Here is a 25665-nt window from a genome sequence, read left to right as displayed (position 1 = left end):
GAATCAGAGGTTCAGCGAGCGTCCGATGATCTCCTTCATGATCTCGGTTGTGCCACCGTAGATGGTCTGCACACGAGAGTCCATGTACGCCTTGGCAACCGGGTATTCCTTCATGTAGCCGTAGCCTCCGTGCAGCTGGAGGCAGCGGTCGATGAGCTTGACCTGAGCTTCGGTGGTCCACCACTTTGCCATCGCAGCTTCCTGCACGGTCAGCTTCTCGGCATTGAGCTGCTCGATGAACTTGTCCACCAGGATGCGCACTGCCGTGGTCTCCGTTGCCAATTCGGCCAGTACGAATCGGGTGTTCTGGAAGCTGCCGATCGACTTGCCGAATGCCTTGCGGTCACGGCAGTACTGGATCGTGCTCTCGAGAACCGATTCCATTGCGGCGGCAGCAACGACGGCGATCGAGAGTCGTTCCTGGGGAAGGTTCTTCATCAAGTAGAAGAAGCCCATTCCCTCTTCGCCCAGCAGGTTGGCAGCGGGAACGCGTACGTCGGTGAAGCTGAGTTCGGCGGTGTCCTGAGCCTTCATGCCGATCTTGTCGAGATTGCGTCCTCGCTCGAAGCCGGGCATGTCCCGCTCGACCACGAGGAGGCTGAAGCCCTGAGCACCCTTGTCCGGGTCGGTGCACGCGACAACGATGATGATGTCGGCGTTGATTCCGTTGGTGATGAAGGTCTTCGAACCGTTGAGTACCCAGTGGTCCCCGTCGCGAACTGCTTTCGTCTTGATGCCCTGCAGGTCGCTACCGGTACCCGGTTCGGTCATCGCGATCGCCGAGATCAGCTCACCCGACGCGAATCCGGGTAGCCAACGCTGCTTCTGCTCCTCGTTGGTCAACTCCAGGAGGTACGGCGCCACCACGTCGTTGTGCAGCGTGAAGCCGATACCACTGAAGCCACCCTTGGTGGTTTCCTCGGTGATGATCGCGTTGTAGCGGAAATCCTTGACACCGCCGCCGCCGAATTCCTCAGGTACCGCGGTTCCCAGGAATCCCTGCTTTCCGGCCTCGACCCAGACGTCACGATCGACGATGTTCTGCTCTTCCCACTTCTCGTGGTTCGGTGCCACGTGCTGTGCCAAGAACTTCTGGTACGACTCCCGGAAGAGTTCATGTTCCGGTTCGAACAGGGTGCGCTCCACGCCGACTCCTTGCAATTCGATATACGGCACTTCAGTGATGTACCCGGTGGGGACGATGTACCCGGTCGGGATATTTTCGCTGAGACTGGGCACGCCGAAGTTCGCGGGCCCACGTCACTGCCTCCGACGGTAGAACCTGTTGCGATACCCGTCGATGACCCGAACGATCACGATTCGTGACTGTAGCGGTTATCTGTTACTCGAAGTACGGAATTTGGCGAGGTATCGCATGATCGGGTAGGCGACGAGGATGCCGATCGACCCCCAAGCGATGCCGCCCAGCTCGACCGAACCAATGGTCAGCGTCAGGTTCCCGATGCCGGCAACCAGTGCGGCAGCGGCGACGGTCAGGTTGACCGGATCGGTGAAGTCCACCTTCGCTTCCATCCAGATGCGCACACCGAGAATGCCGATGAGTCCGTAGAGAACCATCGTCGCACCGCCGATGACGCCGTTCGGAACCGTGAAGACCAGTGCACCGAATTTGGGCGAAAATGCCAGGATCACGGCGGTGGCGGCCGCTACCCAGTACGCCGCGGTCGAGTACACACGCGTCGCTGCCATGACACCGATGTTCTCGGCATACGTGGTGGTTCCGGATCCGCCGCCGGCGCCCGCCAAGGTCGTGGCGAGACCGTCTGCAAACAGCGCATTTCCGGCCAGGTCATCGAGGGACTTACCCGTCATGGCGGACACCGCTTTGACATGTCCGACGTTCTCGGCGACCAGAACGATCACCACGGGCAGCGCGAGCACGATCACCGACCAGTCGAACGACGGTCCGTGCAGACTCGGCAGCCCGAACCAGTCGGCTTCGCGCAGAGCGGACACTCGTTCACTGTCGAGACCACCGATGACCGCGGCGAAGACCCAGCCGATCACGACGCCGACCAGAATGCCCAACCGGCCGAGCAGCCCGGGACCGACGACCGTGACCAGCAGGATCGAAACGAGCGTGACCGTGGCGATCAGCGGCTGCGATTCGAAGGAACCGACCGCCGTCGGAGCGAGGTTGAGACCGATCAGCGCGACGACGGCGCCTGTCACTACCGGCGGCATGACGGCGTCGATGACCCGGCTGCCGATCAGACGTACGGCGACGCCGATCAACATCAACACGATGCCGACGGCCATGACGGCACCGAGCTGCGCGGCCGGGCCCGATCCTGCCGACGCTGTCAGCGGGGCGATGAACGCGAAGGACGAACCGAGATAGCTCGGGATCCGGCCCCGGGTGATGAGCAGGAACAGCGCGGTGCCGATACCCGAGAACAACAGCGTCGTCGTGACGGGGAAGCCGGTGATGGTCGGAACGAGCAGTGTCGCTCCGAACATCGCGATGACGTGCTGCATCCCGATCCCGATGGTGCGCGGCCAACTCAGTCGTTCGTCCGGCGCCACGACGGCGCCGTCGGCGATCCGCTTGCCGTCTCCGTGGACAGTCCAGCCGATTCCGCCGGCCCCGGTCATTGTTTCTCGTTCGATCACAGGTCGAAATACTAGAGGTCAGGCGCTCGGTCTCCGACCGAGACCAACGAAACCAGTTCAGCTGATTGCGTCGGCCGCCGCTTTGCGCGCTGCCACCGGATCACCGGTTGCCAGCACCGCCGCCGCAGCCGCCTCACATTGCGCCATGGTGACTGACCCGACCTTCGCTCCCACACCCGCGACCGACGCCGCAGCGCACGACAGCGAGGAAACTCCGAGTCCGGCCAGAACACACGCCAACAGTGGATCGGCGGCCGCCTCACCGCAGACGCCGACGCGCTTGCCTGCCGCCTGACCGGCCTGGGCCGTACGTGCGACAAGGGCGAGCACCGCGGGCTGCCACGGATCGGTCAGGTCGGCGAGTTCGGAGGACATCCGATCAGCGGCCATCGTGTACTGAGCGAGGTCGTTGGTACCGATCGAGAGGAATTCGACGTGTTCGAGAATCTGGTCGGCCAACAGCGCCGCCGCCGGGATCTCCACCATCACACCGGGAACAAGATCGCGTGCCCGCACCGCATCGGCAAAACGTTTCGCCTCGGCCGGGGTGGCGATCATCGGTGCCATGACCCACGGGGACGAGTTGGTCGACGCCGCGGCTGCCGCGATCGCGTCGAGCTGGCGGTCGAGAATTCCCATGTCCTGCCAGGCGATTCGGACCCCACGAACGCCGAGTGCCGGATTCGCTTCCTCTTGATGGTTGGCGAATTTGAGCGGCTTGTCCGAACCCGCGTCCAACGTGCGAATGATGACCTTCTTTCCTGCGAAGGCCTCGAGAACTTCGGCGTAGATCGCCGTCTGCTCGTCTACGGTCGGTTCGGTCTCACGGCCGAGGAAGCAGAGTTCGGTCCGGAAGAGCCCGATGCCTCCCGCTGCGGTCAACGCCGCGGCGCGAGCGCCCGCGCCGTCTTGAACATTGGCGAGAACGTCTACCGGCCGACCGTCCGACGTCCGGCCTGGTCCGGTCCACGTGCTGACGCGTTCGCGATCGATCCGGGATTGTTCGACCAGTTCGCGCGCCTGTTCGGGATCCGGCTCCGCGATCACGTCGCCGGTGGTTCCGTCGATCAGAATCGGTGTTCCGGCCGCGATGGATTCCAATTCCTTCGCAGCCACGATGCACGGGATGCCCAACTGCCTCGCGATGATTGCCGTGTGGCTGGTCGGGCCGCCGAAGATGGTCACGAGTCCGATGATCTTGGTTGCATCGAGGCCCGCGGTGTCCGCAGGAGCCAGATCGTCCGCGCACAGCACCGACGGCGTCTCGGGCATCGGAACTCCGGGTTCGGGCAATCCGGAGAGTTCGGCGATCACGCGGTCGCGGATGTCCTCGAGATCGGTGACGCGCTCGGCCATCACACCGCCGACCTTGGTGAACAGCACCACGAACTGCTCCGTCGCCGCGATCGCAGCCTGCACCGGGGGCACTCCGCCGGCGATCGACTTCTTTGCCGCCCCGATCCAGCCGCGATCGGCTGCCATCGCCGCGTTGGCCTGCAAGACCTCGGCGGCCGCGCCTGTGGCTTCGGCAGCCCGTCCGAGAAGGCGGTTCTCGACAGCCTTCGCTGCTGCGACGAAGGCGTCTGCAGCGGCCTCTCGATCGGCCTCGTCGAGTGCGGGCGCATCGGTGACGAGTTCTGGTCGGCTGGACGGCCAGATAGCCGGGCCGTAGGCAATTCCGGGCACGACGGGGGTGCCGTGCACGGTGATTCGGTTGAGCTGTTCGGTCATCTGTCCTCCTTGAGCGATGGGCCCGGTGCCACACCGGATCACCTCGAGCGCGTAAAGCCCTCACCTTCGTTGTGACGAAGATTACTCCCAAGTCTTGACATGTCAACACACTCGGGCGTAAAACAACATAAAGCAACATTCACTGTGATCCACAACGCACCGTCGGATCACATTTCGGAATCGGAGAGCACGTGTACGCGGAAGAACGCCAACAAGCGATCGGCACCATGGTGTCGCAGCGCGGACGCATGTCCGTGGCGGCGCTGTCGGAGACCTTCGGTGTGACCACCGAGACCGTGCGTCGCGATCTGGCCTTCCTCGAGCGGATCGGACAGATCAGGCGTGTACACGGCGGCGCCGTTCCGACCGGATCCCTCCACGTGACCGAACCGGGCATGGCGGAACGCGATCAGACCCGCGCGCAACAGAAGGACCGGATCGCCCGCTGCGCGGTCACCTATCTCCCTCCTACCGGCGGCAGCGTCATCTTCGACGCGGGCACGACCACGGGCCGCATGATCCCCGAACTTCCGACCGAGAACGACTTCACGGCCGTGACCAATTCCGTGCCGATCGGCGCACGACTGGCATCGATGAACTCGATTTCCCTGATCCTGCTCGGCGGACGAGTACGCGGGGTGACGCAAGCCGCGGTCGGCGAGGACGCTCTGCGCCTGCTGAGCACGTTGCGGGTCGACGTCGCCTTCGTCGGAACCAACGCGATCAGCGTCGGGCACGGACTCTCCACCCCGGACAGCGAAGAGGCCGCCGTCAAACGAGCGATGGTCAAGGCCGCCAATCACGTTGTCGTGGTGGCCGATTCCAGCAAAGTCGGCCGCGAGCACTTGATCAGCTTCGCACCACTCGACAGCATCGACGTCCTCATCACCGACGAAGAGATCAGTCCCACAGACACATCCGAGTTCCACGACCACGGAATCGAGGTGGTGATCGCATGATCGTCACACTGACAGCCAACCCGAGTATCGATCGGACCGTACAACTCGAGCAACGGCTCGAACGAGGCTCCGTCCTACGCGCCCACTCCACTCGCAGCGACCCCGGCGGCAAGGGGGTCAACGTGGCGCGTGTTCTCGCCGCAGCCGACCTCGACGTGCTCGCGGTGCTACCGGGAAATGGTGGCGATCCCTTGCTCTCGGCGCTCGCAGCCGGTGGGATTCCCCACATCGGCGTCGCCACAACGGGTCCGGCTCGCACCAACATCACCATCGCCGAACCGGACGGGACCACGACGAAGATCAACGAACCCGGCGCAACGCTGTCCGGTTCGACGCTCGACGCCCTGGCACAGGAGTTGATCGCCCGCGCCGATACCGCACTGTGGTTCGCGCTGTCCGGCTCACTGCCTCCCGGCGTTCCTCTGGGGTGGTACGGCGAACTTGTCGCGGCGCTGCGCGATCACCCGTGCAAGGTAGCGGTCGACACCTCGGACGCCCCACTGACGGCACTCGCCGAATGCTTCCCCGGCTCGGCACCTGATCTGCTCAAACCCAACGGCGAGGAACTCGCGCAACTGACCGGCGTCGACGGCCACGTCCTCGAACGTGCTGCCGAGAACGGTGATCCCGGGCCTGCAATCACGGCGGCACAGCGATTGGTCGACCGCGGCGTCGGCAGTGTGCTCGCCACACTCGGCGCAGCCGGTGCCGTCCTCGTCACGGCCGACGGCGCGTGGATCGCCACCGCTCCCCCGATTGTCGCAGTCAGTACCGTCGGCGCAGGCGATTCGTCGCTGGCCGGCTACATCCTCGCCGAAGCGGGCGGCGGCTCGGAATCCGAGCGGCTACGTCACGCGGTCGCCTACGGAAGCGCCGCTGCCTCCCTTCCCGGCACAACCCTTCCCACACCCGAACAGATCGATCTGGCAGCGGTTTCGGTATCTGCAGCAGATGCCGCCTCTCCCATCCCCGTCCCCACCGAACTCGCCTGACGCCCTAAGGAACCTGACATGTCCGATACCACCGCAGCCGGCAGTTCCGGCCCGGAGATCATCAGTCCCGAACTGATCTCACTCGACACCGACCTGGGTTCGACCAAGGAAGATGTCATTCGTTCTCTCGCAGCGCGATTGACTGCAGCGGGGCGGGCGAGCGACGCCGCGGGACTGGTCGATGCCGCACTCGCTCGCGAAGCGCAGTCCGCGACCGGACTGCCCGGCGGAATCGCAATTCCCCACTGCCGCGCCGAGGCTGTCTCGTCCGCGTCCCTGGGGTTTGCTCGACTCGATCCGAAGGTCGACTTCGGTGCACCCGACGGCCCCGCCGATCTGGTCTTCCTGATCGCGGCACCCGAAGGCGCCGGGGCCGAGCACATGAAGCTGCTCTCCTCCTTGGCCCGAGCACTCGTCAGGCCCGCGTTCGTCACGTCACTTCGTGAAGCGTCGACGCCGGACGAGATCGTGAGACTGGTCGACGAGGTACTCAACCCCGCACCGAAGGATCCTGCAGCAAAGGCTGCGGCAGCGACACCCCCGGCACCCGTTTCCACCGGGAAACACGCTACCGAGGAGACCCCGGCACCAGCGCCCGCGGAGCGTCACATCGTCGCGGTCACCGCCTGCCCGACCGGAATCGCTCACACCTACATGGCGGCGGACTCACTCGTCGCCGCGGGTGAACGCGCCGGCGTCAAGGTGCACGTCGAAACGCAAGGTTCGAGCGGAAGCACCCCCCTTGACCCTTCGGTGATCGCGGGAGCCGCCGCGGTCATCTTCGCCACCGACGTCGGAGTGAAGGGCCGCGAACGATTCGCCGGTAAGCCCGTCGTCGCTTCCGGTGTGAAGCGGGCAATCAACGAGCCGGACAAGATGCTCGCAGAAGCGTTGCGCGCCTCCGAGAATCCCGCCGCCGCCACCGTTGACGGCACCGCCGCAGCGGCCGCGGATTCCGATGCCGGTTCCGTAGGGTTCGGCACCCACCTCCGTCAGGTCCTCCTGACCGGTGTCAGCTACATGATCCCGTTCGTCGCGGCCGGCGGTCTGCTGATCGCACTCGGCTTCCTGCTCGGCGGATACGAGATCTCCGGTCCGGCCAAGGACATCGTTCTCAACAACTCGATCACCAACCTTCCCGACGGTGGTCTGGCCACCTATCTCGGCGCAGTGCTGTTCCAGATCGGTTCGTTGGCATTCAGCTTCCTGGTGCCCGCGTTGGCCGGCTACATCGCCTTCGCCATCGCCGACCGGCCTGGCATCGCTCCCGGCTTCACAGCCGGCGCGGTCGCCGTGTTCGTCGGTGCCGGTTTCATCGGCGGCTTGGTCGGTGGTCTCATCGCCGGTGTCGTCGCGCTCTACATCGGCCGGATCGCCGTCCCGCAGTGGCTGCGAGGCCTGATGCCGGTGGTGATCATCCCGCTGTTCGCGACGCTGGTCGTCGGAGCACTGATGTTCATCGTCCTCGGGCGTCCGCTCGCCGCGATCACCTCCGGTCTCACCGACTGGCTCAACGGACTGTCCGGCAGCTCGGCCATCTTCCTCGGCATCATTCTCGGCCTGATGATGTGCTTCGACCTCGGTGGACCGGTCAACAAGGCGGCTTACGCCTTCGCCGTCGCCGGACTCAACGTCAACGACCCGGCCACTTTGCGCATCATGGCGGCTGTCATGGCTGCCGGTATGGTTCCGCCGCTTGCCATGGCACTTGCCTCGACGGTGCTGCGTCCCAAGCTCTTCAGCGAAGCCGAACGGGAGAACGGAAAGGCTGCCTGGTTGCTGGGTTCGGCATTCATCTCCGAGGGCGCGATTCCGTTCGCCGCTGCCGACCCGCTTCGCGTGATCCCCTCGATGATGGCGGGCGGCGCGGTCACCGGCGCGCTGATCATGGCTTTCGACGTCACTCTCAGCGCCCCGCACGGCGGGATCTTCGTCTTCTTCGCAGTCGGCGGAATCGGCTGGTTCCTGGTCTCGCTCGCCGCGGGAACCGTGGTAGCTGCGCTCGCCGTCGTCGGAGCCAAGGAGTTCTTCCGCAAGGGGCCGTCCGATGCCGAACTCGACCCCGAAATCGTGCCCGCTGCGGCATGATCGACAGCAGGCAACGCTGCAGTCACCACCTGAGTCACCAGATCTGCCCGAACACCCCATAACGTCCGCAACGACAGTTCTACAACGAGGAGATCCCATGCCCAGCAAGACAGTTGCCGTCGGTTCCGCAGTCGGCCTCCACGCCCGCCCCGCCGCTCTCATCGCCGAAGCAGTCGGAGCCTCCGGCGCCACGGTCACCCTCGCAGTCGCCGACGGCGAACCGGTGGATGCAGGGTCGGCACTGATGATCATGACGCTCGGAGCCGCCAAGGACACCGAAGTAACCATCGAGTCCGACGACGCCGACGCACTCGCCAAGGTCGCCGAGCTGGTAGCCGCTGATCTCGACGCCTGACCTGATGTCAGTCGGTGCTGTGTAGCGGGCCGGACACTCTCACGGAGTCAGTGCGAGTGTCCGGCCCAGCCAGTCCATTTCGAGTTCCAGAGCAGTGCCCCACACATCACCCGAGTGCCCGCCGGGAAGGGTGTAGTAGTCCACGTTCATGTCGGCGGCGCGTGCAGCCTCGAACATGATCTCCTGCTGAGGGCGGTAGATGTCGTCGTCCTCACCCGCGACAAATACACCCGACAACTGCGGATACCGATTCTGCGCCATCAGGTCTCGGGCGTTGACCGCGTCGAACGCGCTTTCGTCACCGTCGAACATGGCCGCCACGGTGTCCTCGTGATCACCGGTCGACGGTTCGTCCTGGCCGGAGAAGTCCAGGAACGACGGGTATCGGTCCGGGAAGTTCACGGCCATCTCGATCGCGCATGTCCCGCCGTAGGAGAACCCACCGATAGCCCATTGCGCAGCGTCCGGATTCACTTGAAGGTTCGATTCGATCCAGTTCGGGACGTCCTGGTCCAGATACGTCGCGACGTTGCCGAGCGCAGAATCCATGCAGCCGGGGTTGGCGTCGTAGTCCCCCAACGCGTCGGGCACCACCACGACGGGAGCAAGCCCGGAATGCCTCGACGCATAGGCGTCGACGGTGGTCGCGAGCCGGCCACTGTCCAGCCAGTCGCTGGGGCTGCCGGGCTCACCCGCCACCAACACCAGTACGGGCAACTCGGCACGCGGATCGGCAAGATAGGCCGGCGGGAGATACAGCGTCGCAGGCCTCGCGTCGAATCCCGAAACGTTTCCTGGAATCGCCGCTTCCGTCACGACACCGTTGCTCGGCATCCGCACCGGAACCTGCCAATGAGTTTCGGTGGGCAGTCCCCGTTGAACCCAAGGTTCGGCCCCGGGGAGCGAATCGAAGGCAACGTTCTCGACCGAGCCCACCGGCCAGTGCCCGACCAGTGAGCCGAGTGTGGGATAGGTGCCGGTCTGCGCGTTGACCTGACCTACTGCGACGATCGCGGCCAGCCCGGCGAATGCCGTCACCGAAAGGCCACGCGCAAGCCCTGGGCGCCGAAGGAGAACGAGTGCGGCGCCGATGACTCCGAACATCGCCAGCGCTATCCAGACAAAATTCGACGCCGGTAGCTGCGCGGGCAGCGGCCGAAAGCTGAGCCACACGAACGTCGCACCGGTGGCTGATCCGAGCACTGACAGAACTAGCGCAACCAACGCGGCCCGACGCGGCAACCACCGAAGCAGAAGCAACGTGCCGACGCCGACGATGACGGAACCCACGAGCAGCACTGCGGTGATGTGTCCGTGCTCGAGTGACATACGCGAGAGCCGCGTCAGGAGTTGATGCCCGTGCATTCGTTCCAGTATCCACATCTACCGGCGGTCTGCGAATTCGTGGAATTATTTGGGAATCAGCGGCGTCGTCGAAATCTCACGAACGCCGCGCCCCCGATCGCACATCCTGCCGCGACCAACCCGGCCCACACGAATGTCCACGGATCGACCCCGACACCGACCGAACCGTCAGACGAGTCAGCCGTCGCTTCTGTCGCGTCCACGAGCGCTCGCATCACGTACACCGGCGGCAACGCTCCGCCGGCAGATTCAGAACCGATCAGAACATCGCCCGCATCGTTGAATGCCACCGCCTCACCCTGAGGCTCCTTCGGGAGCGGGATCCGCAGCGGTTCGGTACCGGTGAGCGTCGCGCCGATTCCGCCGTCCACGACTTCGTACACGTACAGGTCGGAGTAACTCCGAAGTGCGATCGCCGAACCGTCCGACGACACCGCTCCCCCGGTGAACATCACCGACACGGGCTTCTCCGGTCCGAGGGACACGGCTCCGACGCGCTCGAGCGGCGTCGGGCCGGGCTGCGCCAAGTCACTCAGTTTCTGATCCCCGACCGGTGTGTAGACACTGCTTTCGCCGAACAATTCCTTGGTCACGACAAAAACGTGGCCGTCGGGGTCGAGCAGTATCGACTCGGTGTCGTGCGCACCGTCCGGGTACGTGAGGCGGTGCAACGTACCGTCACCGGAATCGAGGTCCATCGTGATGAACGCCACTGTTTCGCGGGTCCGGAGGTTGTCACCGGTGTCCGACAGAACGAGCGTTCGCCCACTCACCGCAAGATCTTCGACGTCGTAAGGATCTATCGGGACCGGAATCTGTTTCTGGACAACACAGTTCAGGTCCATTTCGAATACGAAGTCGTCACTGCCGCCGTCACCCATCGCGTAGATCCGATCGTCGACGACGACCATCCCCGACAACTCCTGGAGCGCAGGATCGGTAGGCGTACAGAGTGGGGCGAACTCGCTCGGTTCGAACGACGACGCCTGTGCGAGCGCTCCGGGAAGCAGTGCGGCTGCCGTAGTCGCAGCAATCACCGCGACCACGGCCCCGAAACTACGCACTAGGTGCGTACTCGACCAATGCCGAGGCCAACATCTGTGGCACGCGTGCGTGCACCCGCGTTCCCGCCTCTTCGTGAGTCGATTCCAAAATCGTTCCGTCCGAGTGGATTCGAGCCATCAAGTCACCGCGCGTGTACGGCACCAGCACGTCGACCTCGACCTCCGGCCGAACCAGCACCTCGCTGAGATGTGCTCTTAGTTCGGCGATTCCCTCACCCGTCCGCGCCGAGACGAACACGGCACCAGGCAACAGACCACGCAGTTGCGTCAACGTAACCGGATCTGCCGCGTCGATCTTGTTGACCACGATCAACTCCGGCGGAGCCTTCGAATCCGTCTCGCGCAGAACATCGGTGACGACTTCCCGAACAGCCTTGATCTGTTCTGTCGGCAACGGATCCGAACCGTCGACGACGTGCAGCAGCAGATCCGCGTCGGTTACTTCCTCGAGAGTCGAGCGGAATGCCTCGACCAACTGAGTCGGCAGGTGTCGCACGAAGCCGACCGTGTCGGTGAGTACGTACTCGCGGCCGTCGTCGAGTGCTGCGCGGCGAGTGGTCGGGTCCAAGGTGGCGAACAACGCGTTCTCCACGAGCACACCCGATCCGGTGAGCGAATTGAGCAGACTCGATTTGCCCGCGTTGGTGTATCCGACGATGGCGATCGACGGGATGTCGCTCTGCAGTCGACGTGTGCGCTTGGTGTCGCGAGCGGCCTTCATGCCCTTGATCTCGCGGCGTAGTTTTGCCATGCGCTCACGAATACGGCGGCGGTCCGTCTCGATTTTCGTTTCACCGGGACCACGCAGGCCCACACCGCCGTTACTGCCGGCACGGCCACCGGCCTGGCGCGACATCGACTCGCCCCAACCACGCAGACGCGGGAGCATGTACTCCATCTGAGCAAAAGCCACCTGGGCTTTACCCTCACGAGACGTGGCGTGCTGAGCAAAGATGTCGAGAATCAGAGCTGTCCGGTCGATGACCTTGACCTTGACGATCTTCTCCAGCGCCGTGAGCTGCGCCGGCGTCAGCTCACCGTCGCAGACGACGGTGTCGGCGCCGGTCGCCAGGACTACTTCGCGCAGTTCCTGCGCCTTGCCGGAACCGATGTAGGTGGCAGCGTCGGGTTTGTCGCGACGCTGAACCAGTCCTTCGAGGACCTCGGAGCCGGCCGTCTCGGCAAGTGCGGCCAACTCGGTCATGCTCGCCTCGGCCTGCTCGGCAGTTCCCTGCGTCCAGACGCCGACCAGGACAACTCTTTCGAGTCGAAGCTGGCGGTACTCGACTTCGGTGACGTCCTCGAGCTCGGTCGACAGACCGGCCACGCGGCGCAGGGCGCCGCGATCTGCGAGTTGCATCTCACCGGTCGACGGGTTGCCCGATGCGGACGCTGCCGTGTATTCGGCTTGCGCGTACTCGGACTGCTCGTGAGCGGTGGACTCTTCGTTTTCATGTGTGTTCGTCATACAAGATCCATGGTCCCACGAAACCTGGCCACGGTGCATCCGTATTTCCTGCAGGCGTATTTCCGCGGGCGATATCACACAAGCGATTGCCACCACGCGTCGCTGATCGTTCCGCTCGCCACCAGAACCGAGGGCCCCCGCAACGACCCTTTGCCGCCTTCGACGGTGACCTGTACCTCGCCGCCGAGCACGCGCACCAGTACCGAGCCTTCATCGCGGCCGTCGTACCTCAGCGCCGCGGCCGCAGCTGCGACCGTTCCGGTTCCGCAGGAACGAGTCTCGCCCACACCACGCTCGTGTACGCGCATGTGGACCCCACCGTCGTGGATCGGCGTCACGATCTCGATGTTGACCCCGTGCGGGAAGAACCCGGGATCGAAGCCCGGAGAAACACTCAAATCGAGCGCACTCAAAACTTCTGCCGTCACGTGCTCGTCGACACACGCCAAATGCGGATTACCGACGTCGATGCCGACGCCGGCGAAGACGCGGCCGTCGATTGTTGCCGAACTGGTGCCGAGGTCCTTGATCGGGCCCATCGCCACGGTCACGTCACCATGTGTGGCGTCGTAGCCGTGCACCACGACCGGACGCGCTCCGGCGCGGCTGCCGACCACGAACTCGTCCTTGCTCTCCAAGCCCGAGGCCTTGAGATAGTGGGCGAATACGCGAACTCCGTTTCCGCACATCTCCGCGATGGAGCCGTCGCTGTTGCGGTAGTCCATGAACCAGTCTTCGGCAGCGACGCCGTCGGGCAGCGCACCGAGCACGCCCGCGTCCGCAAGTGCGCCTGCCCGGGCGACACGAAGGATGCCGTCGGCGCCGAGGCCACGCTGACGATCACACAACGCTGAAACTCGCGCCGGCTCGAGATCGACCCGAACGTCGAGGTCAGGGAGAACAACGAAGTCGTTCTGCGTGCCGTGGCCCTTACTGAAATCCATGGTCGCCATCCTATCCGGACCTGCCGACCGACTCACGCAGGTGACGCGGTGACCACGACGTTCTGTTCGTACGTGAAGCCGGACGGCAACGAGGGGTCGGGCACGGTTGCGCCGCCGCAGGTCACGAGGACCAGCCTGGGCGCACCCGTTTCGGAAAAGAACTCGGCCGGCAAAGCCACCTTTTCGTACAGCTTCAGGCTCGCTGCGTGATAGGTGAACATCGTTCCGGTGTCGTCGCTCACGTAGATCGGTGTTCCGGGCTTCATCTGGTGCAGCGCCCACAAGGCGCCGTGCGTGCGATCACCGTCGTCGACGTGGCCGGCAACAAGATTGGTACCCTCCGAAGATCCGAACTGCACGCCGTTGGTGAAATGCGAAACCTTGTCAGGATGCGGAAGGATCATTCCGCGGTTGGCGCCGAACCCACTGGTCACGATGTCGGCTCGCACATCGAGATCGGGAATCGCGAGCGTGTTCGGCGGCAGATCCGTTGGCGCAGGCGCCCACGTCGCCCCTGGATCGGTTGGAGCTCCCACGTCGAAGGGTGCTTCGGGAACAGGTGCGCTGATGGGCTTCCCGGCCGCACTCACCGCAAAGTAGATCAGTACCCCGCCGACCGTGAGAAATGTGACGAGCAGAAGAACCAGCGGTAGCCGACCCGCGCGTCGACGTTTCGGATGCGCGTGCGCCGCGGTCTGCGCCATGCTCGTTGACCTCCAGTTCATCGCTCGCGAAACCGATCGATCGCGAAATAGCTAACTGTAAGATAGCTGATCCGCTCGATCGTGTTACAGACCGCGATCTGCGAGCGCCGCGAAGGCGGAGTTGGGCAGCTCCGGATCGGCACCGTCGAGCCAGTGCACGCGTGCGTCACGACGGAACCATGATCGTTGTCGGCGAACATAGCGCCGTGTCCCGATGAACGTCCGTTCGAGTGCTTCGGCCAGATCGTATTCACCGTCGAAATGTGCGAGCACCTGTGCGTAGCCGATGGCTCGCGGCGCGGTGACGCCATCACGCAATCCTTGCTCGACGAGCACGGCGACTTCGTCGACAAGTCCGTCTGAAAACATCAGCTCTGTTCGCAACCGAATCCGGGCGTCGAGTTCTTCCGTATCCCGATCCACGCCGAGAATGCGAGTTCCCCATCGAGGGTCACCGATCTGCGGCGCCGAGGCCGCGAACGGCAGACCTGTCAGCTCGACGACCTCGAGCGCCCGAACCATCCGCCGACCGTCCGTCGGCAGTATCGACGCCGCTGCTACCGGATCAGCAGCAACAAGCGCCGTATGCACCGCACCGACCCCTCCTTCGGCGAGCACCGCCTCCCACTTCGCACGAACCTCGGGATCGGTTGCCGGAAAGGACCATTCGTCGAGCAAAGACTGGACGTACATCATGGATCCGCCGACGATCACCGGAACCTTGCCCGCCGCGATCAGATCCTCGGCGATCGCGATCGCGTCGCTTTGATAACGCGCGACGGTGGCGGTCTCCTTCACATCGAGAACGTCGAGCAGGTGATGCGGAATCCCACGGCGCTCGGCCGGTGTCAGTTTGGCGGTCCCGATATCCATGCCGCGATAGAGCTGCATCGCGTCGATGTTGATGATTTCACCGCCGAATTCCTCGGCCAGTGCCAACGCGAGATCGGACTTTCCCGACGCTGTCGGACCGACAACTGCGATCGGGCGAAGTTCTTCAGGGACGTTCACGGCCGCCACGTCCCGACGTGGTAACCGACGCCGAACGGCGCATCGCTGTAGTCGACCGTCGCGCGAGGATGGGCCGACCGAGACGAGCACGTAAAGACACCGGCCAGGACCTGCCACGCCGCGCGCCCCTGGGCTCCGACACTGCGGCAGAGCCGCGGATCGAGAGCAAGCAGCGCCTCCGGGTCCCCGGCCGTCAGGGCGTCGTCGATGGCCGACTGCACACCCGCGGCGCGCTCGTCGAAGCTTCCTGGCGCCTTTGCCGTCAGCGTGGACGCACCGTCAGCAACGATCAGAAGCCCTTGCGGTCGGTTGTCGCTGTCGAGTTGCTTGCGCAGCTGCTGCCCGAATTCACGACATTCATTCGCCGACGCCTTTGCACTGACGACGTGCATGTCGACGGTTATCTCCACGTCTGTTCGGCCACGCAACCAGCCGGCAACAAGGGCGCACAGTTCGAGAGATGGCACCGGTTCGCCTGCCGCATCCGCGTCCAGTGACGTCCGGACATCGGCGCCGAATCCAGCGAACGTACCGATCTGCCCACGTCCGACGCCCGATCGCCAGAGTTCGCCTGCTGCTTTCTCGGGTTCTGCATTCTCGGGGCCGACACCGACGCCCACCCAGTGCACCGCCTCGTGAGCGAGCCGGCTCACGGCGGTTGTCGCTGCAGCACGCACCTGAGCGGACTCGGCCGAATCACCGGACAATTCCGGCACGAGTAACGGCGCCGAGGGGACGAGAACAGCGGAAGTCAACACAGTTGCCACGCTAGTCGACCCCGAGGTGGCGACCTCACACCCTCTTACCTGATTCAATAGTCGGAGAACGTGAGTACCGGGTTCAATGGAACCAGGAATGCGATCAGGCAGCCGTGACGCGCGGCAGAGACGAGGACCGATGACCGAGAACAGTGAACCCACCACCGGCGCCGACAGCAGTTCGGCCAGCCCGAGCCCGGCAGCACCCAAACCCGGCGCTCCCAAACCTGGTGGACCACGCCCCGGTGCGCCCCGCCCCGGAGCACCTCGCCCCGGACCAGCAGCCTCGCATGCCGTCACCGCCGCACCGGCCAGCGACCCGAGCAAGTTCGGACGCGTCGAGGAAGACGGAACCGCCTGGGTGAAGACCGCTGACGGTGAACGTCAGATCGGTTCGTGGCAGGCCGGCGACGCCACCGAGGGCCTCGCCCATTTCGGTCGTCGCTACGACGACCTCGCGACCGAGGTCTCGCTACTCGAGGCGCGACTGACGTCGGGCGCCGGAGACGCCAAGAAGACCAAGGCTGCCGCCATCGCTCTGTCCGAATCCCTCTCGACCGCTGCAGTGATCGGTGACCTCGACGCTTTGGCTCGCCGACTCGACGTGATCGTTGCCGGTTCCGACGAGGCCGCAGCGCACGCGAAGGAAGAGAAGGAACAGTCGCGCGCGGCAAGCACCGCCCGCAAGGAGGCCCTCGCAGTCGAGGCCGAGCAGATCGGCTCGGAGTCGACCCAGTGGAAGACCGCGGGTGATCGACTGCGCGAGATTCTCGACGAGTGGAAGACGATTCGCGGAATCGACCGCAAGGTCGACGACGCACTGTGGAAGCGTTACTCGAAGGCTCGTGAGTCCTTCAACCGGCGACGTGGAGCCCACTTCGCCGAACTCGACCGGGATCGTGCGAGCGCCCGTTCGACGAAGGAAGAACTGGTCGAGCGCGCCGAGAAGCTGTCGACCTCCACTGAATGGGGACAGACCGCCGGGGAATTCCGCGATCTACTCAGCGAGTGGAAGGCTGCCGGCCGCGCACCGCGCGAGGCCGACGACAACCTGTGGAAGCGCTTCAAGGGCGCTCAGGATGTGTTCTTCGCCGCGCGCAACGCTGCTGCATCCGAGCGCGATGCCGAATTCGAGCAGAACGCGGTTGCAAAAGAGGAGCTGCTCGCTGCCAATGCGAACATCGATCCGGCGCACGGACTCGAGAACGCCCGCGCAGCGCTTCGCGATCTGCAGGAGAAGTGGGACGCGATCGGCAAGGTGCCGCGCGACCGAATGCAGGAACTCGAAGCGAAGCTCCGGGCCATCGAAACCAAGGTGCGCGACGCGGTCGACGCCGAGTGGCGTCGCACCGATCCGGAAGCACTTGCCCGGGTCGCGCAGTTCAAGGAGCGGGTGAGCCAGTTCGAGGAGCAGGCCGCCAAGGCTCAGGCTGCCGGCAAGACGAAGGACGCCGAGAAGGCTCTCGCTCAGGCCAAGCAGTGGCGTGAGTGGGCCGAAGCTGCCGAAAGCGCCGTCAACGAGTAATCGACGACGAGCTGTAAAGACAACAAAAACGCCGGCTCACTCCGAAAGGAGTCAGCCGGCGTTGTCTTGTGCTTTGGACGGACGGCCTGCTGTGTCAGCCGACGTTCCATTCCTGATGCTTCTCGGCTTCGGCCGCAGCGATCCGGCGTTGCTCCTCGGCGGCGAGCTGAATGTTGGTTCGTGTCCAGACCACCTTGAGCCAATGGAACGTCAAGAACACGACGGCAAACCATCCGATGATCAGCCCGATCGACGGTCCTGCCACATTGAAACCGGCGGGAATGGTCTGACGCGACCAGACGGCCATCATGCCGAGAGCGCTCGCCACGGCACTGCCGGCGAGTGCGACCCAGGCCAGACTCCAACGCCGCGTGACCAGCGCGAGCATCGAGAATCCGATGCCGAAGATGACGACGAACCACACGAACAAGCGTGAGAACAGTGCAATCCGTTCACTTTCCGCGTCCTGGTTGTACGCGAGCACATCCCAGCCGTTCGCCACTCCCGCATGGGGCAGTGCAAGGGTGCCGACCAGCACGAGCACCGCAACCGCGACAACCATGGCGCGCGCACCCGGATCAATTTCTCCCGCGACCTTGCGTTCCGCGTCGTCGAGGTCCTTGCGGTAGCCCTCGAAGGCGTCGTCGCCCGGCTGTGGTGTCGTGTTCTCGTGTTGCGAGGTCATGCGTTGCATCCCATCTGAACGGGTTGTGGGGCCGGGGCACCGATCTTCGGTAGTCCGAGACCTACGCCGATGGGCGGGGTCTTGGGTGTGATGCCCTTTTCGAACGAATCACCGGCGCGGGTCCGACGGTGCGTGAGCACTCCGTCATCTGCCACGAGGTGATGAGGGGCTCCGTGGGTGACGACGACCGTCACCACGTCACCGGGTCGGATTGTGCCGTCGAGGTTTCCCTCGGGGCGGAAATGCACCAGGCGGCCGTCTCGCGCGCGACCACTGAGACGGTGAGTCGCCGCGTTCTTCCGCCCCTCCCCCGCTGCCACCAAGAGTTCGACCTCGGTGCCGACGAGCTTGCGATTCTCCTCGATGTTCACTTCTTCCTGAACGGCGAGCAATCGCATGTAGCGTTCCTGGACAACCTCTTTGGGGAGTTGATCGGCCATCTCCGCCGCCGGCGTGCCCGGGCGCTTGGAGTACTGGAAGGTGTAGGCGTTGGAGAATCGCGCCTTGCGCACGACGTCCAGCGTCTCCTCGAAATCCTCTTCCGTCTCCCCCGGGAACCCGACGATGATGTCCGTGGTGATGGCGGCGTGCGGCATTGCGGCGCGCACCTTCTCGATGATCCCGAGGTACTTCGACTTGCGGTACGAGCGCTTCATCGCCTTGAGAACCTTGTCCGAACCGGACTGCAACGGCATGTGCAGTTGCGGGCAGACGTTGGGAGTGGTTGCCATCGCTTCGATGACGTCATCGGTGAACTCTGCCGGGTGCGGCGATGTGAACCTGACCCGTTCGAGGCCGTCGATGTGTCCACATGCCTTCAAGAGGGAGGCGAAGGCTCCGCGATCGCGCGGTTGCTCCGGATCGGCGAACGACACGCCGTAGGCGTTGACGTTCTGTCCCAGCAGGGTCACTTCCGAGACACCCTCGTCGACGAGTGCCTGCACCTCGGCCAGGATGTCGCCGGGACGTCGATCTACTTCCTTGCCACGCAGGGCCGGAACGATGCAGAACGTGCACGTGTTGTTGCAGCCCACCGAGATGGAAACCCAACCTGCATAAGCAGATTCGCGCTTGGCTGGCAGTGTCGACGGAAACGCCTCGAGTGCGTCGAGGATTTCGACCTCGGCGCGCTGATTGTGACGCGCACGGTCGAGCAGCGCGGGAAGCGAGCCGATGTTGTGAGTGCCGAAGACGACATCGACGAACGGCGCCTTCTTGACGACGGTGTCACGATCCTTCTGCGCCAGGCACCCGCCGACCGCGATCTGCATGTCGGGGTTCGCCTCCTTGTTCGGGGCGAGCTGGCTGAGGTTGCCGTACAACTTGTTGTCCGCGTTCTCGCGGACCGCACACGTGTTGAAGACGACAAGATCAGGATCGGTGCCGGTCTCCGCCTTCGAATACCCGGCGTCCTCGAGCAGACCGGACAGTCGCTCGGAATCGTGGACGTTCATCTGACAGCCGTACGTCCGCACCTCGTAGGTGCGAACAGACTTCGCCGTCGGCTCCGGAACTGCAGTCGGCTCCGGAAGTGCAGGGGACATTTCGTCGATCAGTGACACGCTTCAGCCTAGCTCACGTCCACTACGACGTGTAATAACGCCCTGATAAACAGCCGAAACGCGACATAAACGTCGTCACAGTAAAATTTCCATTACATATGGCAAGAACCATGGCGAAATCACGGGCGTCGACGCAAACTACGCCTAAGGTTCTCGTTTATGACCCAAGCCGACGATGCGACGACGCCGACCACCTCCGGCGATTCCACATCCATGATTTCGATGACCTCGGTGAACAAACACTTCGGGGAACTTCACGTCCTGCAAGAGGTCAATCTCGAGGTACCCAAGGGCCAAGTGGTGATCGTCCTTGGTCCGTCGGGCTCCGGTAAGTCGACTCTGTGCCGCACCATCAATCGCCTGGAACCCATCGACTCGGGCACCATTGCCGTCGACGGCAAGACGCTCCCCGAGGAGGGCAAAGCACTTGCCGCACTTCGTGCCGACGTCGGGATGGTCTTTCAGTCCTTCAACCTGTTCGCACACAAGACGATCCTCGAGAACGTCATGCTCGCACCGATGAAGGTTCGCAAGGCGAAGAAGGACGAAGCCAAGAAGACGGCGCAGGCATTGCTCGAGCGCGTCGGTATCGCCAATCAGGCCGACAAGTACCCGGCGCAGCTTTCCGGCGGTCAGCAACAGCGTGTCGCGATTGCTCGCGCTCTTGCGATGCAGCCGAAGGTGATGTTGTTCGACGAGCCCACCTCCGCTCTCGACCCCGAGATGGTCAACGAGGTCCTCGACGTCATGACTTCCCTCGCCAAGGAAGGCATGACCATGCTCGTGGTCACGCACGAGATGGGATTCGCCCGCAAAGCCGGCGATCGTGTGCTGTTCATGGCTGACGGCCAGGTCGTCGAAGACACCACGCCCGAAGAGTTCTTCACCCATCCCAAGTCGGATCGGGCCAAGGACTTCCTCGGCAAGATCCTCACTCACTGATCACAGTCCCCTCCGACAGTCCTGTCCTCGTCCACAAGACAACTTGCTCGACTGCACCGTTCACCTCGGCTGCACCGTTCATCTCGACTGCACCGTTTGCATGTCGACAACTGAGAGGATCTTCATGAAGATCAATCGCTCCGTCCGTTTCGGAATCGGAATCATGGCTATCGCGTTCGCTGCCACGGCTTGTGGTGGAGGAGAAGAAAAGAGCGCATCGCAGAGTGCTGCCGACGGAACGCTCACCGTCGGTATCAAGTTCGATCAGCCCGGCCTCGGTCAGCGCAATCCGGACGGGACGTTCTCCGGCTTCGACGTCGAGGTAGCCCGGTACATCGCGAACGAACTCGGCGTGAAGCCCGAAGGAATCACCTTCAAGGAATCACCGTCAGCCCAACGCGAGACCCTGATCCAGAACGGCGAGGTCGACTACATTGTGGCCACCTACTCGATCACCGACGCACGCAAGGAAAAGGTCGGCTTTGCCGGTCCGTACTTCATCGCCGGCCAATCGCTGCTCGTTCGCTCCGACAACACCGACATCACCGGTCGCGATTCTCTCAGCGGCGGCAAGAAGCTCTGCTCGGTGACTGGCTCCACTCCGGCTCAGAAGGTCAAGGACTCCGTACCTGACGTCCAACTTCAGGAGTTCGACACCTACTCTGCTTGTGTCGAAGCACTGCGCAACGGCGCTGTCGACGCAGTCACCACCGATGACATCATCCTCGCTGGTTTTGCCGCACAGTACCCCGGCCAGTTGAAGGTCGTCGGAGAACCGTTCACAACGGAAAACTACGGCGTCGGCCTGGCCAAGGACGATTCCGAGACCCGCGGCAAGATCAACGACGCCATCGAGAAGATGATCTCCACCGGCGCATGGGAAGAAGCCTTCAACAACACCGTTGGCGCTTCGGGCTACCCCATCCCGGCGCCGCCCACCGTTGATCGTTACTGACCTGCTTTTTTCACCGTCAATCTCGCTGCGGCTCCCACTTCGGGAGCCGCAGCGCGTGACGCCACCAACGGAGATCCCGTGATCTGGGGAGACGGCAAGTGAACCTTCTGAGCAAGTACGGCGACCAGCTTCTGGAAGCCTTCTGGACCACGATCCAGCTGACATTTTTCTCCGCGATCGGCGCTGTCATCATCGGTGTGCTGATCGCGGCGATGCGCGTGTCACCGGTCCCGGTCGCCCGATTCCTGGGCGCCGCGTACGTGACCGTGTTCCGCAATACCCCCCTCACACTGATTCTGTTGTTCTGTCTGTTCGGTCTTTCGCAGACGCTCGGAGTCAACCTCGCCAAGTCGGATTCGCCGACATTTCTGGTGGACAACAACTTCCGACTCGCCGTCCTCGGCCTCAGTGTCTACACCGCCGCGTTCGTGTGTGAGTCACTTCGATCGGGAATCAATACCGTTCCGGTCGGCCAGGCCGAAGCGGGCCGATCACTCGGTCTGTCGTTTGCACAAAATCTTCGGCTGATCGTCCTGCCTCAGGCATTTCGCGCGGTCACAGCACCGCTGGGTAGCGTGCTGATCGCACTGACCAAGAACTCGACCATCGCCGCGGTGATCGGCGTATCCGAAGCGTCAGCGCTGATGAAGAAGATGATCGAAAACGAAGCGGCGATCTTCGTCGTCGGTGGAATCTTCGCTGTCGGTTTCGTGATCCTGACACTTCCCATGGGCTTGATCTTCGGCAAGCTGAGCAAGCGATTCGAGGTTTCACGATGAGCAACCGCGCAACAGTCCTCTACGACGCGCCAGGTCCGAGAGCGCGAAATCTCTACCGATTCGCATCCCTTGTCGTCGCCGCACTCATGGTCGCAATCGGTTACGTCATCTACCGCGCACTCGACGAAAAGGGCCAGCTGACAGCAGCGAAGTGGGATCCGTTCCTCGAATCCACCTCGTGGACAACGTATCTGATACCCGGCATCCGAGGGACGCTGATCGCGGCTGCGATGTCCATCGTCTTCGCGCTCATCCTCGGTTCTGCCCTGGGTATCGGCCGACTCTCCGAGCACAACATCATTCGGAAGATCTGCGGCGTCATCGTCGAATTGTTCCGAGCAGTACCGGTTCTGATTCTGATGATCTTCTCGTATCAGGTGTTCGCCGAATACGAAGTCTTCAAGTCCAAGTACCTCGCACTCGCCGCAGTCGTCGTGGGCTTGACCCTGTACAACGGGTCAGTGATCGCCGAGATCGTCCGCGCCGGAATCAACTCACTCCCACGAGGGCAAAGTGAGGCCGCCAAGGCACTAGGCATGCGCAAGACGCAGATCATGGTGACAATCCTGCTCCCCCAAGCGGTTACCGCCATGCTCCCGGCACTGATTTCACAGATGGTCGTGGCGTTGAAGGACTCCGCCCTCGGCTACCTGATCGGGTATGTCGAGCTGGTGCGTCAGGCCCAACAGCTCGGCACCTTCTACGGAAACTTCCTGCCGGCGCTCATCGTGGTCGCAGCGATCATGATCGCTCTCAACTCGGCTCTGACCTTCCTGGCAACCAAGGTGGAGAAGCGCCTGCGGTCCGGGAAGCGAAAGGGCAAGGGCCCCATCGCGGCTCCGTCCGCCGACCCAGCTGTTTCGGTTCCGGGTATGGACCTGACCAAGCCGTGAATCAGATGGAGCCGTGAGTCGAATCCAGCCGCGTTAGCGCGAATACACAACAGGGCGGGGGTACCACCGAATTTCGGTGGTACCCCCGCCCTTTTGTTCTGAATGCTGCACTTCGCTACGAGTCGGTGACCGCCGCCATCTCGGCTTTGACCACCTCGTAGGACATCCCCGCTGAATATCCCTTGCGTGCCAGCATCGAGACCAGTCGACGCGTGACCTTGTCGCGATCATCGACGGGCTTGTTCTTCAGCTTCCGCCGAACCAGCTCCGCTGCTCGCTCGCGTTCATCTTCCGGATCGATCTGTGACAACGCTTCGGAAGCGGTGTCCTGGTCGATTCCTTTGAGCCGCAACTCGACTGCAAGCGCACGCTTTCCCTTGCCCGAGTACGTATGCCGCGAATGAACCCACTGGTTCGCGAAGTCTGCGTCGTCGATCAACCCGATTTCTTGGAGTCGATCGAGGACCTTGGCAATGATCTCGGGCTCGAAGCCGCGCCCGCTCAGCTTTGTTTCCAGCTCGGAACGACTGCGCGCCCGGTCGGTCAGGAGGCGTAGGCAAGCATCTTTGGCCTGCGCCTCCGTCCCACCCTCTGCGCGTTGCGACGGCTTCTCGGATCGTTGACGGGATCGACGCCGAGGAGCGCCGTACTCTTCACGAGCATTCTCGCCGTTGTCACCGTCGTCGAAGCTCATGACTGAACTCAGAAGTCGGCGGGAGCTTCGTCGGTTGCAGTGACGTCAGCACCGATACCGAGCTTTTCCTTGATCTTCTTCTCGATCTCGTCACGGATATCGGTGTTCTCCAGCAAGAACTTACGAGCATTTTCCTTGCCCTGACCCAACTGGTCACCTTCGTAGGTGTACCAGGAGCCGGACTTGCGGATGAACCCGTGCTCGACACCCATGTCGATGAGCGAGCCTTCCTTGCTGATGCCCTGGCCGTAGAGAATATCGAACTCGGCCTGCTTGAACGGCGGCGCGACCTTGTTCTTGACGACCTTGACGCGAGTGCGGTTACCCACTGCGTCGGTACCGTCCTTGAGAGTTTCGATACGACGGATGTCGAGGCGGACCGAAGCGTAGAACTTCAGTGCCTTACCACCGGTGGTGGTTTCGGGAGAACCGAACATCACACCGATCTTCTCGCGAAGCTGGTTGATGAAGATGACGGTGGTGCCCGAGTTGTTCATGGCACCGGTGATCTTGCGCAGCGCCTGACTCATCAGTCGAGCCTGCAAACCGACGTGGCTGTCACCCATCTCGCCTTCGATCTCGGCGCGAGGAACAAGAGCGGCCACGGAGTCGATCACGACGATGTCGAGGGCGCCTGAACGGATCAGCATGTCGGTGATTTCGAGGGCCTGCTCACCCGTATCGGGCTGCGAGACCAGGAGTGCATCGGTATCGACGCCCAGCTTGGCTGCATAGTCGGGATCGAGTGCGTGCTCCGCGTCGATGAACGCCGCGATGCCGCCGTTGGCCTGAGCATTGGCAACTGCGTGCAGTGCCACGGTGGTCTTACCCGAAGATTCCGGGCCGTAGATCTCGATGACGCGGCCACGCGGCAGTCCGCCGATACCCAGCGCGACGTCGAGCGCGATGGAACCGGTGGGAATGACGGCAATGGGCTGGCGGACACCCTCACCCAGGCGCATCACCGAACCCTTGCCGAAGTTCTTGTCGATCTGCGCCAACGCGAGGTCGAGTGCCTTGTCCCGATCAGGTGCCTGTGGTGCCATCGTGATCCCCATCCTTGTTTCAGTCTTCAGTGCCTGCCTGAGCAGACTCCGTCTCTTCAGCGCCTGCCTGAGCCGACCCTGTTGGTGTGTTGCGATCAGAGTAGATCCGGCCACCGACAGACTTTTCGATCTTGCTTTAGCGCTTGTCGATCACCGCGTTTGTAGGTCACCGCGTTTGTAGAACATCGAAAGTTCGCAGTTACCAAAGAAGCGTCACCACCGAACAGGTTCAGCATAGACGAACACGTGTTCGAACAGAAGATGGGAGACGTTCGACACGCCGAAGAATCAGCGGCGGGCGGGTGGTACGTCGAACTCCACACAGAGCGCACGCCACACTTCGCGAGGCTCCCAGCCTGCTTCGACGGCCTCCGCGGCAGTCATTCCGTCGAGACTCTGGAGTACATGGTCGATCAGCATCGAGTCGCCTCGTACCTGCCCGAACTCTTCGCGCACCATTTCATGAAATTCGGTCAACCGCACAGCCGCCACCGTAGTCCACAGAGCGGTG

General features: G+C 63.2%; 24 protein-coding genes. 9 read left to right on the top strand and 15 right to left on the bottom strand.

The features are described from left to right. Window positions 1–3: 3 nt before the first annotated feature. The 3 genes from ACVZUB_RS13550 to ACVZUB_RS13540 form a co-directional block, all read right to left on the bottom strand. Complete coding sequence (locus ACVZUB_RS13550) at window positions 4–1146, bottom strand: acyl-CoA dehydrogenase family protein (protein WP_007735194.1); 1143 nt, start codon at window positions 1144–1146, stop codon at window positions 4–6. Window positions 1147–1335: 189 nt separating this feature from the next. After that, window positions 1336–2616: a uracil-xanthine permease family protein gene (locus ACVZUB_RS13545; RefSeq protein ID WP_020907537.1), complete on the bottom strand. Its 1281-nt coding sequence runs from the start codon at window positions 2614–2616 to the stop codon at window positions 1336–1338. A 75-nt stretch (window positions 2617–2691) separates the two neighbouring features. Further along, window positions 2692–4365, bottom strand: a complete 1674-nt coding sequence (locus ACVZUB_RS13540; protein ID WP_482628477.1) for a putative PEP-binding protein — start codon at window positions 4363–4365, stop codon at window positions 2692–2694. A 191-nt stretch (window positions 4366–4556) separates the two neighbouring features. On the opposite strand from ACVZUB_RS13540, the gene ACVZUB_RS13535 reads away from it, so the two are divergent. The 4 genes from ACVZUB_RS13535 (at window position 4557) to ACVZUB_RS13520 (ending at window position 8759) form a co-directional block, all read left to right on the top strand. Next, window positions 4557–5324 (top strand): DeoR/GlpR family DNA-binding transcription regulator, encoded by a 768-nt coding sequence (locus tag ACVZUB_RS13535; protein ID WP_003942134.1) that lies wholly within the window; start codon window positions 4557–4559, stop codon window positions 5322–5324. Next, a complete protein-coding gene (gene pfkB / locus ACVZUB_RS13530) occupies window positions 5321–6316 on the top strand; it encodes a 1-phosphofructokinase (RefSeq protein ID WP_030535546.1) in 996 nt (331 codons plus the stop codon). The genes ACVZUB_RS13535 and pfkB overlap by 4 nt, the downstream gene beginning before the upstream one ends. Window positions 6317–6334: 18 nt before the next feature. Next, the gene (locus ACVZUB_RS13525; protein ID WP_050655799.1) at window positions 6335–8404 is read left to right on the top strand and encodes a PTS fructose transporter subunit IIABC; all 2070 of its coding nucleotides are present in this window, start codon (window positions 6335–6337) and stop codon (window positions 8402–8404) included. Window positions 8405–8501: 97 nt separating this feature from the next. Then, window positions 8502–8759, top strand: a complete 258-nt coding sequence (locus tag ACVZUB_RS13520) for an HPr family phosphocarrier protein (protein ID WP_003942144.1) — start codon at window positions 8502–8504, stop codon at window positions 8757–8759. Between the two features lie 39 nt (window positions 8760–8798). On the opposite strand, the gene ACVZUB_RS13515 is transcribed toward ACVZUB_RS13520, so the two are convergent. The 7 genes from ACVZUB_RS13515 to ACVZUB_RS13485 all read right to left on the bottom strand — a co-directional run bounded on the left by ACVZUB_RS13515 (window position 8799) and on the right by ACVZUB_RS13485 (window position 16073). Next, on the bottom strand, window positions 8799–10124 hold the full coding sequence (locus tag ACVZUB_RS13515) for an alpha/beta hydrolase (protein WP_234551384.1): 1326 nt from the start codon (window positions 10122–10124) through the stop codon (window positions 8799–8801). A gap of 56 nt (window positions 10125–10180) precedes the next feature. Further along, window positions 10181–11170 (bottom strand): hypothetical protein, encoded by a 990-nt coding sequence (locus ACVZUB_RS13510; protein ID WP_308252600.1) that lies wholly within the window; start codon window positions 11168–11170, stop codon window positions 10181–10183. Window positions 11171–11180: 10 nt separating this feature from the next. Continuing rightward, on the bottom strand, window positions 11181–12656 hold the full coding sequence (gene hflX, locus ACVZUB_RS13505) for a GTPase HflX (protein ID WP_003942213.1): 1476 nt from the start codon (window positions 12654–12656) through the stop codon (window positions 11181–11183). Window positions 12657–12730: 74 nt separating this feature from the next. Beyond that, window positions 12731–13600, bottom strand: coding sequence for a diaminopimelate epimerase (gene dapF / locus ACVZUB_RS13500; protein WP_063316726.1), 870 nt, complete (start codon window positions 13598–13600; stop codon window positions 12731–12733). 32 nt (window positions 13601–13632) lie between these two features. Next, entirely contained in the window at window positions 13633–14304 is a 672-nt protein-coding gene (locus ACVZUB_RS13495) for a class F sortase (RefSeq protein WP_081557784.1), read from the bottom strand. A gap of 84 nt (window positions 14305–14388) precedes the next feature. Next, window positions 14389–15324 (bottom strand): tRNA (adenosine(37)-N6)-dimethylallyltransferase MiaA, encoded by a 936-nt coding sequence (gene miaA, locus ACVZUB_RS13490; RefSeq protein ID WP_007735177.1) that lies wholly within the window; start codon window positions 15322–15324, stop codon window positions 14389–14391. Then, window positions 15312–16073: a class III extradiol dioxygenase subunit B-like domain-containing protein gene (locus tag ACVZUB_RS13485; RefSeq protein WP_054188530.1), complete on the bottom strand. Its 762-nt coding sequence runs from the start codon at window positions 16071–16073 to the stop codon at window positions 15312–15314. Before ACVZUB_RS13485 ends, miaA begins: the two co-directional genes overlap by 13 nt. Before the next feature lie 139 nt (window positions 16074–16212). On the opposite strand from ACVZUB_RS13485, the gene ACVZUB_RS13480 reads away from it, so the two are divergent. Beyond that, a complete protein-coding gene (locus ACVZUB_RS13480; protein WP_003942193.1) occupies window positions 16213–17598 on the top strand; it encodes a DUF349 domain-containing protein in 1386 nt (461 codons plus the stop codon). A 94-nt stretch (window positions 17599–17692) separates the two neighbouring features. On the opposite strand, the gene ACVZUB_RS13475 is transcribed toward ACVZUB_RS13480, so the two are convergent. Beyond that, window positions 17693–18283 carry an Rv2732c family membrane protein gene (locus ACVZUB_RS13475; protein ID WP_063316728.1) on the bottom strand — a complete coding sequence of 197 codons (591 nt, stop codon included), beginning with the start codon at window positions 18281–18283 and terminating at the stop codon, window positions 17693–17695. Further along, window positions 18280–19827: a tRNA (N6-isopentenyl adenosine(37)-C2)-methylthiotransferase MiaB gene (gene miaB, locus ACVZUB_RS13470; RefSeq protein ID WP_063316727.1), complete on the bottom strand. Its 1548-nt coding sequence runs from the start codon at window positions 19825–19827 to the stop codon at window positions 18280–18282. Before miaB ends, ACVZUB_RS13475 begins: the two co-directional genes overlap by 4 nt. Before the next feature lie 231 nt (window positions 19828–20058). Between miaB and gluA the strand changes: the two genes are divergently transcribed. The 4 genes from gluA (at window position 20059) to ACVZUB_RS13450 (ending at window position 23414) form a co-directional block, all read left to right on the top strand. Beyond that, window positions 20059–20787 (top strand): glutamate ABC transporter ATP-binding protein GluA, encoded by a 729-nt coding sequence (gene gluA, locus ACVZUB_RS13465; protein ID WP_007735175.1) that lies wholly within the window; start codon window positions 20059–20061, stop codon window positions 20785–20787. Window positions 20788–20911: 124 nt separating this feature from the next. Beyond that, window positions 20912–21742, top strand: coding sequence for a glutamate ABC transporter substrate-binding protein (locus ACVZUB_RS13460; RefSeq protein ID WP_003942146.1), 831 nt, complete (start codon window positions 20912–20914; stop codon window positions 21740–21742). Between the two features lie 98 nt (window positions 21743–21840). Continuing rightward, the gene (locus ACVZUB_RS13455; RefSeq protein WP_003942105.1) at window positions 21841–22521 is read left to right on the top strand and encodes an amino acid ABC transporter permease; all 681 of its coding nucleotides are present in this window, start codon (window positions 21841–21843) and stop codon (window positions 22519–22521) included. Beyond that, on the top strand, window positions 22518–23414 hold the full coding sequence (locus tag ACVZUB_RS13450; RefSeq protein ID WP_007735172.1) for an amino acid ABC transporter permease: 897 nt from the start codon (window positions 22518–22520) through the stop codon (window positions 23412–23414). Before ACVZUB_RS13455 ends, ACVZUB_RS13450 begins: the two co-directional genes overlap by 4 nt. A gap of 115 nt (window positions 23415–23529) precedes the next feature. Here ACVZUB_RS13450 and recX read toward each other — a convergent pair whose 3' ends face one another. From recX to ACVZUB_RS13435, 3 genes are all read right to left on the bottom strand, one after another. Then, window positions 23530–24108 carry a recombination regulator RecX gene (gene recX, locus ACVZUB_RS13445; RefSeq protein ID WP_054825713.1) on the bottom strand — a complete coding sequence of 193 codons (579 nt, stop codon included), beginning with the start codon at window positions 24106–24108 and terminating at the stop codon, window positions 23530–23532. Between the two features lie 8 nt (window positions 24109–24116). Then, window positions 24117–25154: a recombinase RecA gene (gene recA, locus ACVZUB_RS13440; protein WP_007735170.1), complete on the bottom strand. Its 1038-nt coding sequence runs from the start codon at window positions 25152–25154 to the stop codon at window positions 24117–24119. A gap of 288 nt (window positions 25155–25442) precedes the next feature. Further along, entirely contained in the window at window positions 25443–25637 is a 195-nt protein-coding gene (locus ACVZUB_RS13435; protein WP_003942185.1) for a DUF3046 domain-containing protein, read from the bottom strand. Window positions 25638–25665: the final 28 nt, after the last annotated feature.

This window comes from Rhodococcus sp. OS5 (assembly GCF_056837585.1).
Note: the sequence above shows the minus strand (reverse complement) of the source record. Positions and strands in the feature narration are given on the sequence as shown.

Coding starts and splice junctions, on each gene's coding strand:
- ACVZUB_RS13540 (WP_482628477.1), bottom strand. CDS start 4,365: ATGACCGAACAGCTCAACCGAATCACCGTGCACGGCACCCCCGTCGTG.
- ACVZUB_RS13545 (WP_020907537.1), bottom strand. CDS start 2,616: ATGACCGGGGCCGGCGGAATCGGCTGGACTGTCCACGGAGACGGCAAG.
- ACVZUB_RS13475 (WP_063316728.1), bottom strand. CDS start 18,283: ATGACCTCGCAACACGAGAACACGACACCACAGCCGGGCGACGACGCC.
- miaB (WP_063316727.1), bottom strand. CDS start 19,827: ATGTCCCCTGCACTTCCGGAGCCGACTGCAGTTCCGGAGCCGACGGCG.
- recA (WP_007735170.1), bottom strand. CDS start 25,154: ATGGCACCACAGGCACCTGATCGGGACAAGGCACTCGACCTCGCGTTG.
- ACVZUB_RS13515 (WP_234551384.1), bottom strand. CDS start 10,124: ATGCACGGGCATCAACTCCTGACGCGGCTCTCGCGTATGTCACTCGAG.
- recX (WP_054825713.1), bottom strand. CDS start 24,108: ATGAGCTTCGACGACGGTGACAACGGCGAGAATGCTCGTGAAGAGTAC.
- ACVZUB_RS13460 (WP_003942146.1), top strand. CDS start 20,912: ATGAAGATCAATCGCTCCGTCCGTTTCGGAATCGGAATCATGGCTATC.
- ACVZUB_RS13450 (WP_007735172.1), top strand. CDS start 22,518: ATGAGCAACCGCGCAACAGTCCTCTACGACGCGCCAGGTCCGAGAGCG.
- ACVZUB_RS13495 (WP_081557784.1), bottom strand. CDS start 14,304: ATGGCGCAGACCGCGGCGCACGCGCATCCGAAACGTCGACGCGCGGGT.
- dapF (WP_063316726.1), bottom strand. CDS start 13,600: ATGGATTTCAGTAAGGGCCACGGCACGCAGAACGACTTCGTTGTTCTC.
- ACVZUB_RS13520 (WP_003942144.1), top strand. CDS start 8,502: ATGCCCAGCAAGACAGTTGCCGTCGGTTCCGCAGTCGGCCTCCACGCC.
- gluA (WP_007735175.1), top strand. CDS start 20,059: ATGATTTCGATGACCTCGGTGAACAAACACTTCGGGGAACTTCACGTC.
- ACVZUB_RS13480 (WP_003942193.1), top strand. CDS start 16,213: ATGACCGAGAACAGTGAACCCACCACCGGCGCCGACAGCAGTTCGGCC.
- hflX (WP_003942213.1), bottom strand. CDS start 12,656: ATGACGAACACACATGAAAACGAAGAGTCCACCGCTCACGAGCAGTCC.
- pfkB (WP_030535546.1), top strand. CDS start 5,321: ATGATCGTCACACTGACAGCCAACCCGAGTATCGATCGGACCGTACAA.
- ACVZUB_RS13525 (WP_050655799.1), top strand. CDS start 6,335: ATGTCCGATACCACCGCAGCCGGCAGTTCCGGCCCGGAGATCATCAGT.